Annotated in this window: 14 protein-coding genes; 7 read left to right on the top strand and 7 right to left on the bottom strand. The window is 44.4% G+C overall.

The features are described 5' to 3' along the window. The first annotated feature begins 44 nt into the window (after positions 1-44). Positions 45-308 carry a TIGR03643 family protein gene (locus ACXAGK_RS13705; protein ID WP_179984972.1) on the top strand — a complete coding sequence of 88 codons (264 nt, stop codon included), beginning with the start codon at positions 45-47 and terminating at the stop codon, positions 306-308. A 54-nt stretch (positions 309-362) separates the two neighbouring features. On the opposite strand, the gene ACXAGK_RS13700 is transcribed toward ACXAGK_RS13705, so the two are convergent. From ACXAGK_RS13700 to cutA, 7 genes are all read right to left on the bottom strand, one after another. Beyond that, positions 363-803 (bottom strand): hypothetical protein, encoded by a 441-nt coding sequence (locus ACXAGK_RS13700; RefSeq protein ID WP_474803736.1) that lies wholly within the window; start codon positions 801-803, stop codon positions 363-365. A gap of 299 nt (positions 804-1,102) precedes the next feature. Beyond that, positions 1,103-2,047 (bottom strand): hypothetical protein, encoded by a 945-nt coding sequence (locus tag ACXAGK_RS13695; RefSeq protein ID WP_474856659.1) that lies wholly within the window; start codon positions 2,045-2,047, stop codon positions 1,103-1,105. 410 nt (positions 2,048-2,457) lie between these two features. Beyond that, entirely contained in the window at positions 2,458-3,801 is a 1,344-nt protein-coding gene (accC, locus tag ACXAGK_RS13690) for an acetyl-CoA carboxylase biotin carboxylase subunit (protein ID WP_118491308.1), read from the bottom strand. Positions 3,802-3,815: 14 nt separating this feature from the next. Beyond that, a complete protein-coding gene (gene accB / locus ACXAGK_RS13685; protein ID WP_015068439.1) occupies positions 3,816-4,283 on the bottom strand; it encodes an acetyl-CoA carboxylase biotin carboxyl carrier protein in 468 nt (155 codons plus the stop codon). Positions 4,284-4,297: 14 nt separating this feature from the next. Further along, positions 4,298-4,738, bottom strand: coding sequence for a type II 3-dehydroquinate dehydratase (gene aroQ / locus ACXAGK_RS13680; RefSeq protein ID WP_474856658.1), 441 nt, complete (start codon positions 4,736-4,738; stop codon positions 4,298-4,300). Between the two features lie 410 nt (positions 4,739-5,148). Further along, positions 5,149-7,032 (bottom strand): protein-disulfide reductase DsbD, encoded by a 1,884-nt coding sequence (locus ACXAGK_RS13675; protein WP_474856657.1) that lies wholly within the window; start codon positions 7,030-7,032, stop codon positions 5,149-5,151. A 63-nt stretch (positions 7,033-7,095) separates the two neighbouring features. Next, positions 7,096-7,410, bottom strand: a complete 315-nt coding sequence (gene cutA / locus ACXAGK_RS13670; RefSeq protein ID WP_474856656.1) for a divalent-cation tolerance protein CutA — start codon at positions 7,408-7,410, stop codon at positions 7,096-7,098. Between the two features lie 213 nt (positions 7,411-7,623). Between cutA and ACXAGK_RS13665 the strand changes: the two genes are divergently transcribed. The 6 genes from ACXAGK_RS13665 to cyoA all read left to right on the top strand — a co-directional run bounded on the left by ACXAGK_RS13665 (position 7,624) and on the right by cyoA (position 12,964). Further along, on the top strand, positions 7,624-8,148 hold the full coding sequence (locus ACXAGK_RS13665; protein ID WP_474856655.1) for an FxsA family protein: 525 nt from the start codon (positions 7,624-7,626) through the stop codon (positions 8,146-8,148). A 276-nt stretch (positions 8,149-8,424) separates the two neighbouring features. Then, positions 8,425-8,715, top strand: coding sequence for a co-chaperone GroES (locus tag ACXAGK_RS13660; RefSeq protein WP_012520088.1), 291 nt, complete (start codon positions 8,425-8,427; stop codon positions 8,713-8,715). Positions 8,716-8,755: 40 nt separating this feature from the next. Next, a complete protein-coding gene (gene groL / locus ACXAGK_RS13655) occupies positions 8,756-10,396 on the top strand; it encodes a chaperonin GroEL (protein ID WP_474856654.1) in 1,641 nt (546 codons plus the stop codon). Between the two features lie 262 nt (positions 10,397-10,658). Beyond that, positions 10,659-11,024: a hypothetical protein gene (locus ACXAGK_RS13650; protein WP_252119389.1), complete on the top strand. Its 366-nt coding sequence runs from the start codon at positions 10,659-10,661 to the stop codon at positions 11,022-11,024. Positions 11,025-11,466: 442 nt separating this feature from the next. Continuing rightward, a complete protein-coding gene (locus ACXAGK_RS13645; RefSeq protein WP_474856653.1) occupies positions 11,467-11,874 on the top strand; it encodes a hypothetical protein in 408 nt (135 codons plus the stop codon). 148 nt (positions 11,875-12,022) lie between these two features. After that, positions 12,023-12,964 carry a ubiquinol oxidase subunit II gene (gene cyoA, locus ACXAGK_RS13640; protein WP_474856652.1) on the top strand — a complete coding sequence of 314 codons (942 nt, stop codon included), beginning with the start codon at positions 12,023-12,025 and terminating at the stop codon, positions 12,962-12,964. Position 12,965: the final 1 nt, after the last annotated feature.

Below are 12,965 nucleotides of genomic sequence, written 5' to 3'. Positions count from 1 at the left end.
TCAGTATTGAGTTGAGTTATAACGTGCATATTGAGATGTAAAACATGGCATTAACTGAAGAACAAGAATCACGAGTTATTGAAATGGCGTGGGAAGATCGTACGCCGTTTGAAGCAATTGAACGTTTATACGGGCTGCCGGAAAAAGACGTGATAAAGCTTATGCGTAAGAACCTTAAACAAAAAACCTTTAAAAACTGGCGTGAGCGCGTGTCGGGCAGAAAAACTAAACACGCGAGCTTGCGCCCAGAAGGAGTGGATAGGGGTTATTGTCCTTCGCAGTACAAATATAAAAGTGCCAATAAGTAATTTTGATAAGTATTTGTTTGGCGTTACCAGTCTGACAACGTGAATTAGCCCAAGTTACTTCTTTGGCGGAGTAATAGTGGTTATAGGTAAAAGAAACGCGGTTAGTTCTTGGCGCAAAGGCGTTGGGAAGACAACCGTGTTTTCTGATTGCAGAATGCTCTTCGCATGGTGAACCTGACGTAAAAGATTTTGGTAGGTTTCATCATTTTGCTGCAATGCTTCAACCTTACTCATCATGAGTTCTATAAACTCGGCAGTGGATAAATCGTCGTGCTGCCTAATTTCAAAAGCAAGCGCTTTGAGAACATAGGCCTCCCACTCTTTTCTGTAGCTCTCTTTTAAGCGTTCAGGGTATATCGCCAAATCTGCAATATCTTGCGCTAAATCTACAATATCAAGTGGAGCATCGAATAAAACCCGAAATGCAAGAAGCACTTCATCAGAAAGGCGAGAAATGGGAAGTTTTTCTTTGAACTGAGCGTAGCGGCTTGGCACAAGAACACCTTTTTGTTGCGGGTAAAACTTATAGCTTTTTAGCCATGGACCTAATAATCCTGACTAACTAACTTCGCCTAATTTTAGTAAAACCAATAGCTGGATGAAAGTAGGCTAGGTTAAAAATACGTAATCTGAAATAACTGAACGTATTGGCAGACCAGCTCGTAATCTATTATGCACTGTTAAAGTGTGTACGCGTTCTTGCTGTTTGGCCCATCGTTTGATGGGCCTTTTTTATTTGTCTTAGCCGTTCTTATGCTATCGGTTGTTTTAACGAACTGACGAACGTCAGTCACTTAACTCTCAAAGGAAAGCTTTACGCCGGCCAGTAACCGACTCACGCTATCTACAACATCCGCTCTGACAAACCACTCGACATCATGCTTTTCAGATAATACGCCGCTAAATTCCAGCGAGCCACCGTGACCTGTTCCCAAGAAATCTTCAATTAGTTCAGCGCGTTCGCCAAAGTCGCTGTCTATGTAGGAGTAGTATGCGAAGTATTCTATAGGGTATGACGTGTTAAACGCACTGGCTGCAAATTCGCCGCTGGTGCCTACTACAACTTTTGCGGCACTTTCATCAATACGCTGCACCAATTCAACAAACGCAGTATCTTCATCGTTTACTCGAAACCGATATTCTGCACGGGCAAATGTACCGCCGAGCATTTTTTCAAAACTGGCCTCGTAGCTATGGCGCTGGTCCATTTTTGCTGAGTACTCTACTTCGAAATATTCATCTTCTCCCCCAATATTAAAGGCTTCAGACGCTTCTGCGTTAGCTAGTTGGCCAACTACTACTTCAATGGCGGTGTCGTTTTCTAATTGCCTCACGTGACGTACCCCGGTTATCCAACCATCTTTTGATAAGCCGGTGGAAGAAACACGCCCTTTGTAAGTCGGTATAATGCCTAACTCGGTTTTGCCGTAATCGTTCTCGTGCCTTAAATAAAGTCGTCTCGCATAGAGGTAATCGGTGTTATCGCTGCCGAACGTATTGTGGCTTGATGAAAAGTCATCGCCCGTAACAACAAAGCTGTTTACTGACCACGTTGAGGTGAGCGCCACCGATGGGTAATAGCGCAGTCGATATTGCTCTCTGCTAGGGCGATTAGAACGTTCATCGTATCGAACTTGAATGTCTAGCTTCTGTGAGAAAGAAGGCGATATTGGCTCTGCAAGAGCGTCAGTTCCAGTAACAATGATGAGTGGTAAAACAAGAAAAACCGGTTTTCGCACTTATTAAACCCTACACGGCATGACTAATTAGTTTATACATTAAATCTAATTAATTGGCGCAAATAAATTGCAATGTAATGGGAAAAAGACAAAAAAAAGCCGGCAGGGATGCCGGCAATAAGTGGAGTGGGACTCCAATAAGGGTAAACACACAAAAAGTTTCAAACTTAGGGAGATGTCTTAAAACTTGTATGCAGTATAGAGCCAATTTTTAAATAGGAAAATCGTTAAAAATTGATTGTGGTAATCGGAAAATTAGAATGTACTGAATAGCGAATAGCGAATAGCGAATAGCGAATAGCGAATAGCGAATAGCGAATAGCGAATAGCGAATAGCGAATAGCGAATAGCGAATAGCGAAGGTAGAAAATTGGGCTACACGAAAGACGCTGTGTAGCCCAAAGGGGGGATTAGGCTAAACCTAGCTTCTTCTCTAGGTAGTGGATGTTGGTTCCACCTGCGAAGAAGTTTTCATCGGCCATAATGGCGCGTTGAAGAGGGATATTCGTTTTAATGCCCTCAACCACAATTTCTTCAAGAGCATGGCGCATACGAGCAATCGCTTCGTCGCGGCTTTCACCATAGGTAATAAGCTTACCAATCATTGAATCGTAGTATGGTGGCACGTGGTAGCCTGCGTAAATATGCGACTCCCAACGAATACCCAAACCACCTGGCGCATGGAACATATCAATAGGACCTGGGCTAGGAATAAAGGTTTGTGGATCTTCTGCGTTAATTCGGCATTCAATAGCGTGGCCACGAATTTGAATTTGCGACTGATCAATTGACAGTGGCTGACCTGCGGCAATGCGAAGTTGCTCTTTAATAAGGTCAACGCCCGTGATCATTTCAGATACTGGGTGCTCTACCTGAATACGGGTATTCATTTCAATAAAATAGAACTCACCGTTTTCATATAGGAACTCGAACGTACCTGCGCCGCGATAACCAATTTCGATACAGGCTCTACGGCAGCGATCGCCAATTTTTGCACGCATTTGCTCAGAAATACCCGGTGCAGGCGCTTCTTCAACCACTTTCTGGTGACGACGCTGCATTGAACAGTCACGCTCACCTAGGTGGATGGCGTTGCCTTGTCCATCGGCCAATACCTGAATTTCTACGTGACGCGGGTTTTCAAGGAATTTTTCCATGTAGACCGTTGCGTTACCAAAGGCTGCGCCAGCTTCCGCTTGCGTGGTCTCAATGGCTTTTACCAGTTCACTTTCGCTGCGAACTACGCGCATACCACGACCACCACCGCCGCCAGCGGCTTTAACAATGATTGGGTAACCAATGCGCTTTGCAATCGCTTTGTTGCGTTCAGCGTCATCGGTTAGCGGGCCGTCTGAACCAGGTACACAAGGAACACCAGCTTTTTTCATAGCGTTAATAGCAGAAACCTTATCACCCATAAGGTTGATTGTTTCAGCTTTAGGGCCAATGAAAATAAAGCCGCTCTTTTCTACCGCTTCAGCGAAGTCTGCGTTTTCTGCTAGGAAACCGTAACCAGGGTGAATGGCGATTGAATTTGTGACCTCGGCCGCAGCAATAATGCGCGGTATATTAAGGTAGCTTTCGGTTGCCGATGCTTTACCAATACAAATTGATTCGTCAGCCAGCAACACGTGCTTCAAGTTTTTATCCGCAGTCGAGTGCACGGCTACGGTTTTGATGCCCAGTTCTTTACAGGCTCTCAAAATACGTAGGGCAATCTCGCCACGGTTAGCAATAAGTACTTTATCTAGCATAGTTAAGCACTCGCTTATTCAATGATGAACATTGGCTGGTCGAATTCTACAGGGTCTTGGTTCTCAACCAAGATTGCCTTAACCACACCAGCTTTGTCTGCTTCGATCTGGTTCATCATCTTCATCGCTTCAACGATACAAAGCGTGTCGCCAACTTTTACTTGCTGACCAACTTCTGCAAATGGTTTTGCCGTTGGTGAAGATGCACGGTAGAACGTACCTACCATTGGAGACTTAACAACGTGACCGTCTGGCTGAGCTGGCTCTGCAGCAGGCGCTTCAGACGCAGTGGTAGCAGCCGCTGCAGGCGCAGGGGCCATTTGCGGTGCAGCTGGTGCTGCAAAGCTATAGTTCATTGGCGCTTGAACACCTGTTGGACCACGGTGGATGCGTACAGACTCTTCGCCTTCAGTGATCTCTAGCTCGGCAATGCCAGATTCTTCCACTAGTTCGATGAGTTTTTTAATCTTTCTAATATCCATGTTCTGTCTCTGCTCTATTTTGGCGATTTCGGTAAATTGATTGCCGCAGTCAGCGCGAGCGAATAGCCCATGGCACCAAGGCCAACAATGACGCCAGCTGCAACATCAGAAAAATAAGAATGATGACGAAAAGGTTCACGGGCGTGAACGTTCGACAAATGCACTTCAATAAACGGAATATTGACACTTAACAATGCATCGCGAAGGGCGACACTGGTGTGCGTGAAGGCAGCAGGATTAATTATAATGGCATCAACAGTTCCCATAGCTGCGTGTACGCGGTCGATCAGTTCAAACTCAGCGTTAGACTGAAAATGCGTTAGGTTCACGTTGCTCGACGCAGCCTGCGCTTGCAAATCATCAACGATGTCTTGCAAGGTTTGCGTGCCGTATTTGTCGGGTTCTCTTTGGCCTAACATATTCAGGTTAGGGCCGTTTAATAAAAAAATATTCATCTAGTTTGCTGCTATCTTCGGGAAAATGTCACTGTTATTGCCATTTCAACAAAATTTTGTGACAGTTGCACGAAAAAAAGCCAATTTATCTGCTCGTTTATTGTGTTAACTGATGATTATAGTGATAGATAAAGATTTCGCAGCAAAATACTGGTCTAATCAGGTGTTTTCGGCGCAAAGTTTTTTGTTTTATTTGCTCGGAATGCTGGTGTTAGATCCCAGCATGCTGCGTTTTTGAGAGGCAGGCGATAGAAAGCATAAGAGCATTAGTTCACGGTTTAATTAGGGGGGGGGACCAACAGGGGCTGCAATATTAAGTGAATGCTTCGATGCCTTGAATTACTGAAGTCGCCCTTAACGCCACGAACAATGCGCTATGGGCAACTCCACTTTTCTTAGTACTAATTACTTCAATTGGCGCGCTCATTCTGACTGCGGTTGGTTTTAGCGCTGTTAAGCCACTCGTTCACATGACTAGCAAAGGCCTCTGCTTTCATAAACCCAGTCACACGCGCTTTAGTTAGCTCGTCGCCGTTTTCGTCAAAAAACAAAATAGTAGGCAAGCCTAGCACAGTGAAGGTGTCAAAAATCTCCTGGCGCTCTGGCGTATTATCGGTAAGGTCCATTTGCATCCATACTGTATTGCTGAGTGCAGATACCACTTGTTCGTCAGGGAAAGTGTACTTCTCAAATTCCTTACAGGCTACGCACCAGTCGGCGTACAAATCGACCATCACGGTTTTACCTTGTGCGTTAGCCGCCGCTATTTTATTGCGTAAGTCTGCTAAGTCTCTGGCAACAACAAAGTCTGGGTTCCCGGCGTGAACACCTTCAGCGTGTTCGCCCCAAAGCCCGGCATTGAGCCCTGCCTGATAAGTAAGCCCAGCACTTCCCATAATTCCCATTGCAACGATAACAGCGCGTACAAGCTTCATTAGTGAGTTCTTACTTGCGCGGTTAAGTGTCCAGTAATAACCGAATAGACCAAAACCTAACAACCCCCATAGGAAGCCAGTGGCAGGGCTATTGTATAAACGCTCAATAAACACAATGGCCACGGCAAGCATCATGAAGCCAAAGGTAACCTTAACCACATTCATCCAGTTACCCGCCTTAGGTAGCAGCTTACCGCCCGTCATGCCGAACAGAATGAGCGGTACACCCATACCTATGCTTAACAAGTAAAGCGAAACAAAACCTAGCGTCATATCGCCAGTTTGAGCGATGAATAGCAATATGCCGGTTAGCGGGGCAGTCGTGCAGGGCGAAGCGATAAGGCCAGACAATACACCCATAACAAATACACCTGCGAAACTGCCGGGCGTTTGATTGTTACTCATGTGAGTGAGCTTTTCTTGATACTTTGCTGGCAGCTGAATTTCAAAACCACCAAACAGAGCAACGGCAAGCGCCACAAATAGCACAATAAATACGCCCAACACTACAGGGTGTTGCAGCGCTGCCTGAAACTGAGCGCCGGCTACTGCAACCACCAATCCAAGTAGTGAGTAAGTGATCGCCATACCTTGTACATAAACGAAGGTTAGCCAGAATGAATGCGAGGCAGTTTTAGGTTTGCCTTGACCAATCACAATGCCCGACACAATGGGATACATAGGGAACACGCAAGGCGTAAAAGCTAAGCCTACGCCTAATGCAAAAAATAAGGCTAGGGTAAGGGCCAGGTTATCTTTATCGATAAGCTGTTGGGCTAGGTCAAACTGCTCGCTTTGCGAAGAGGTCGCTGCGTTATTTAATTCTGAGATAGTGTCTGTATCAGCAACTGCACTGCTTCCCACTTCATTTAAATACACGACTTTCACCGTAGGTGGGTAGCAAAGCCCTGCGTCAGCACAGCCTTGATAGCGAATTTTAACTACGCCGTCACTGAGTGCTGATTCGATAGGCAGACTAATAGATACGCCGTTGTAAAATACTTCAGACTCGCCAAAAAACTCATCTTCGATCATTACGCCGGTTGGGTACTCAGGCTCGCCAATTTCGGCTTTTTTCGCCACAAACTTGAACTGTTTTAGGTACAGATAATAGCCATCCGCAATATCGAAGCTTAAGGTAAGCACATCGTCATTTTGATTGAAATCGAACGCAAACGCTTGGTCTACATCTAAAAACTGGGGTTCATCTGCAAATGGATCGTCAAAAGCATTGGGCACCTGTGCAAAGGCGAACGCGCTTAATAATGTTATTAAACAAAACGCTGAGAGAACATAAGCAGTAAAGCGATGGAACAGCGAAGCTGATGTAGTGCCGGATGAAAAAGAAGGTAAAGTCATAAAGTTACGATTCATTATATCTATTTTGCGTTGTCGTTATTTTTATTGGGAATTACGTTTTAACTAGCGCTGTAGCGTGGTTTGCAACCACTGACCGTAAGCGCTGCTAGCCTCGGCGTTAAGTTCTAGCCATTCAGGTACATCGTACGGATGTAACTCGCTAACCTTATCAAAAGCTTGTAATGCTAGCTGTGTGTTCGTTTTAATGAGTAACTGGCATTCCGTATCGGTCTCTATTTTACCCTGCCATTCATAAACAGACTCAATACCCTTAACAATATTCACGCAAGCTGCAAGCCTTTCTTTAACCAAGGTGCTGGCAATCAACTGCGCTGTCTTTTCATCGGGTGTGGTACACAGTACAAGCTTTATTGTCATAAACGTATCCTACCTTGTTTGCGCCTGCTACTTTGCTAATGAGTCGATGTGTAATAGACCCGAATCAGCGCTCTATTCTTTCATAGCTAACGTATATCTCGGTCGTTATCGGTCGCTTTACGTGGCTATTTAAACGAAAGGATGGGCACCTTTTCTTGTTATTACGTACAAAGACCTTATAACAGGTTATGAATACATGAAAGAGGAAGCATTTTGCGGGTTTTATTTATACTGTTTGCCCTATTACCTATTTTAGAGATTGCGTTGCTAATTAATGTAGGTAGCGTAATTGGTGGTTGGAATACCGTTGGTTTGGTCATTCTTTCTGCCTTTATTGGTGCTTATTTTGTTAAGCGTGAAGGCGTAAGTACGCTGCAAACGGCACAAGAAAAAATGCAGCGGAATGAAGTGCCGGGTAAAGAGTTGGTTGAAGGCCTAATGCTAGTAGTTGCCGGCATTTTACTTGTGACGCCAGGCTTTATTACCGATATATTCGGCTTCCTTTTAGCAATGCCGGGCTCACGTCACTTCTTTGCCGCCCAGGTAAGTAAGCATATGAAAATGCGCGTTGTTGCTCCGGGAATGGGGCCGGGAGCTTCAGGTTTCGGTCAAGCTCAGTCTCCGTTTGGACAAAGTCCTTTCGATGAGCGTTCACGCTCACACAACGATAATGGTGATGTGTTTGAAGGTGAGTACTCGGATCGCACCACCAACGACCCAGATAAGCGCTTAAAATAGCGAGCCCAAACATCCTTTCCGTCAGGTTATGTGCGCCGTTTACTAAGATAAACGGCGTTTACTTGCCTAGTAAAAATAAGTATTTAGCGAAAAAACCAAATTTTTTACATTTTTTTGCTTAAAAACCCTTGAAGTTATCTGGGTACTACCCCATCTATCCGTGCAGATAAGATTTTAACTGCTCAGCAATGAGCAACCCAGGCACACAATATTCAGACAGTCTGAATATTGGTAATCACATAAACTTGAATAGTGGAATTTTCAGGAGACTTGAAAATGGCAATTCGTCCTTTACACGACCGCGTAATCCTTAAGCGCGCAGAGCAAGAAAGCAAATCTGCAGGCGGTATCGTTCTGACTGGTTCTGCAGCAGAAAAATCTACACGCGGCGAAGTAATCGCAGTAGGTAACGGTCGCATTCTTGAGAACGGCGAAGTTAAAGCGCTAGACGTTAAAGTAGGCGACACCGTTATTTTCAACGACGGTTACGGCGTTAAAACAGAAAAGCTGGATGGTGAAGAAGTACTTATCCTAAGCGAAAGCGACATTCTAGCGATTGTTGAGTAATAACAACTAACGTTAAAACGAATTTTAGAGGAATTTAATCATGGCAGCTAAAGAAGTACGTTTTGGTGATGACGCTCGCAGCAAAATGCTAAAAGGCGTAAACACACTAGCTAACGCAGTTAAAGTAACACTAGGTCCAAAAGGCCGTAACGTTGTTCTAGACAAGTCTTTCGGTGCACCTACTATCACTAAAGATGGTGTGTCTGTAGCGAAAGAAATCGAGCTTGAAGACAAGTTCGAGAACATGGGCGCGCAGATGGTAAAAGAAGTTGCGTCTAAAGCGAACGACGAAGCAGGTGACGGTACAACTACTGCTACTGTACTTGCTCAAGCAATCGTAACTGAAGGCCTTAAGAGCGTTGCAGCGGGTATGAACCCAATGGATCTTAAACGCGGTATCGACAAAGCGGTTGCGGCAGCAGTTGAAGAGCTTAAAGCCCTTTCTACTGATTGTGCAGACAGCAAATCTATCGCACAAGTAGGTACTATCTCTGCAAACTCTGATTCAGAAGTTGGCGACATCATTGCTCAAGCAATGGAAAAAGTAGGTAAAGAAGGTGTTATCACAGTAGAAGAAGGTCAGGCACTTCAAAACGAACTAGACGTTGTTGAAGGTATGCAGTTCGACCGCGGTTACCTATCTCCATACTTCATCAACAACCAAGAAAACGGTACTGTTGAACTAGACAACCCGTTCATCCTATTGGTTGACAAGAAGATTTCTAACATCCGCGAACTACTTCCTACCCTTGAAGGCGTAGCGAAAGCTGGTAAGCCGCTTATGATCATCGCTGAAGATGTTGAAGGCGAAGCGCTTGCTACACTAGTAGTTAACAACATGCGCGGTATTGTTAAAGTTGCAGCGGTTAAAGCTCCTGGTTTTGGTGACCGTCGTAAAGCAATGCTTCAAGACATCGCTATCCTAACTGGCGGTACAGTAATCTCTGAAGAAATTGGTCTAGACCTTGAAAAAGTTCAGCTTGAAGACCTAGGTACTGCTAAGCGCGTAGTTATCAACAAAGACAACACCACTGTTGTTGACGGTAACGGCGACCAAGAAGCGATTGAAGGCCGTTGTGCTCAAATCAAAGGTCAAATTGAAGAGTCTTCGTCAGACTACGACAAAGAAAAGCTTCAAGAGCGTCTAGCTAAGCTTTCTGGTGGTGTTGCAGTAATTAAAGTTGGTGCAGCAACTGAAGTTGAAATGAAAGAGAAGAAAGACCGCGTAGAAGATGCACTACATGCAACTCGCGCAGCGGTTGAAGAAGGTGTAGTACCTGGTGGTGGTGTAGCACTAGTTCGCGCAGCAGCTAAGCTTGCTAAGCTTACTGGCGACAACGACGACCAAACAGTAGGTATTAAGCTTGCACTACGTGCAATGGAAGCGCCTCTACGTCAAATCTCTATCAACTCAGGTGCAGAAGCATCTGTAGTAGTTAACGAAGTGAAGAACGGCGAAGGTAACTACGGTTACAACGCAGGTAACGACACTTACGGCGACATGCTAGAGATGGGTATCCTTGACCCAACTAAAGTAACGCGCTCTGCACTACAGTTCGCATCTTCAATTGCTTCACTAATGATCACTACCGAAGCAATGGTAGCTGAACTACCTAAAGAAGAAGCAGCGCCTGCAATGCCTGATATGGGCGGCATGGGCGGTATGGGCGGCATGATGTAATCAAAGCTGCTCTCCTCTAGTCCTTGTATATCAATGGATTACTTATAACGTATACATAAGAGTATATGAAAATGTAGACAGTGATGTAGGACAGAAAAGAAGCCAAAAGAGAGGCGCTGGGTTAACACTCAGCGCCTTTTTTGTTTGTTGGTCTTTTTTTGCTCTAAGTATCTGAAAAAAAGAAGAAATGGTTATTAATAGCTTCACGAAGTCGCACAGCTTATGGAATAATGCGCGCCCTTTTATTACGTGGTTTTAAATTATGAAAAAAGCATTCTTTTCTTTAGTTATTTTAAGCGCATTATTTTCTTCAGGCTGCGCACAACGAGTTGCTGACTTTACTCTCGCTTCAACAAAAAATATTGATATAAACAAAGGGGATTTTGTGAAAGGCCCTCGAGTGAAAGGTGAAGACAGCAAGCCGGTGATTATTTTCCCTCTAGGTATTCCAAATGTAAAAGAAGCTGCCGATAAAGCGATTGAGAGCGACAAATGCGCCGTTGGCTTAACTGATGTTACCGCAGACTCTGTCGTCTTTTCATTCTTAATTGGTTACATTGCATATGAGGTTGAGGGCGATTTAGTTATTGATAAAAAAATATCTGGCTGTGAAAACTGGCAAGGGTAAGTACTAGCAGGGAATGGCCGGCAGTGCTGGTCATTCTAATACCTGTTTCAATCTCCATGCTCCCTAACTAATTCTCGTGATTTATCGTATTTATCTGAAACTTACCGCATCATAAACTTTTCAACATTCTCTTTTTTGCCAAGTTTTTATAAACGAAAAATTTACATTGCTTTCTTTCAAGAAGAAGCAAGTTTCACGTTAAAGGATCGTGAAATGCCTAAAAACAAAAGGTACAGCGTAAGTAAAGCAGACTGCATAATTTGAAAGAGTAATCCTCACATGTTAAATAAATGGAAAGTTATTCGTTTCAGTGGTAAAGGAATGGCCTGAGAGCAATTCGAACACTAACTTGTACTTAATAACGATTGCCTTTAACCTGCCACGCCTGCTTTATCTTTTAAGTAGGCAACTAGTGCATTTTTTATAAGGCATACTACCCACTATGGCACCACGTTCTTTCGCTTTTTTAAGCGAATTGAATTCATTAATTAGACCCGCAGTAAACTACACCAATGGTGTAGGCGCTATGCTGTGGCTAGCTAATATGGTGCTGTTGCTGAATGTTGCGCTAGTTATTAGTGGCACCATGGCCGACGCTACAGAGTTTGTTAGTGCATTTAATGAAAGCTTGGTTTTCGAGCCTTTCGTTATTGCACTTGCTAATCACACGCTTTCACAATTTATCGTTCCCACTATCGCGTTGGTATTAGTCGGTTTATTGGTTAAAGCCACGGCTATAGCAAAGGCGCAAATAACAAAGCAGCGCCAGCCTACCCCTTACCTTTGCCCTACATTTCCTCAGCCTTTTGTTCAAACGGTTGGCAGCCGAGCGCCCCCTCTTTTTAGTTAAACGTCTCCGATTTTTTTAGACACCATGAGTGCTGCGCTTTAAGCGTAATAACGCCACTTTTGGTGCGTTTTTCGATGCTGTAAACCCGTAGTTCCTTTAGGAATTGCGCAGTTATCGCCGTTTAACTTGTGGGTTATAGGAACTTGTTTTGTCTATTCGTAACCTTTTTACTTTGATTGTTGCTGGTGCTGGGCTTACGTTAGCCGGCTGCAGCGGTGGCGTACTTGACCCTAAAGGGCAGGTGGGCATGGATGAAAAGAACCTTATTATTCTTTGTACTATCCTGATGCTGATTGTTGTTGTTCCCGTTATTGTGCTTACGCTTTACTTTGCGTGGAAATATCGCGCAAGTCGCGACTTTGAAATTTACACCCCTAAATGGGCACACTCAACGAAGATTGAAGCCATTGTTTGGTCTATTCCAATCTTAATTGTTATTTCGTTAAGCGTGATCACATGGCGCTCGACACACGCGCTCGACCCCTATTCGCCGCTAGAAGGCAAAGGAGAGCACCTTACTGTTGAAGTGGTATCGCTTAACTGGAAATGGCTGTTTATCTACCCTGAGCAAGGCATTGCTACCGTCAATGAATTAGTGTTTCCGGCTAATAAACCTGTGGCGTTTAAAATCACTTCTGAAAGCACTATGAATTCGTTTTTCATTCCTCAGTTGGGAAGCCAGATTTATTCCATGGCGGGAATGGAAACTAAGCTTCACCTTATTGCCAACGAGCCAGGTACCTACAAGGGTATTTCGTCAAACTACAGTGGCGCAGGCTTTACGGGCATGAAATTCAACGCTATTGCCACACCTACTGAAGGCGACTTTAACGATTGGGTTGCAAGCGTAAAACAAGCCCAAACACCGTTAACTTCCGCTTCTTATGAGCAGCTTGCCAAGCCAAGTGAAAACAACCCGGTGACTTACTACAGCGAAGTGAGTGAAGGTCTCTTTCACGACATCGTGATGAAGTATATGAAAGATCACGGCTCTATGGACTTTTACAGCAAGCCAGAAAATGCCGCAACCGGCGAACATCACACAATGCCTCAAATGCAACACCGTCATCATCAAAAGGATGCACAATAAT

The organism is Alteromonas sp. ABM1_013, from assembly GCF_056160505.1.
The sequence above is the reverse complement of the archived record's forward strand: the minus strand, read 5'-3'. Positions and strand labels throughout refer to the sequence as shown.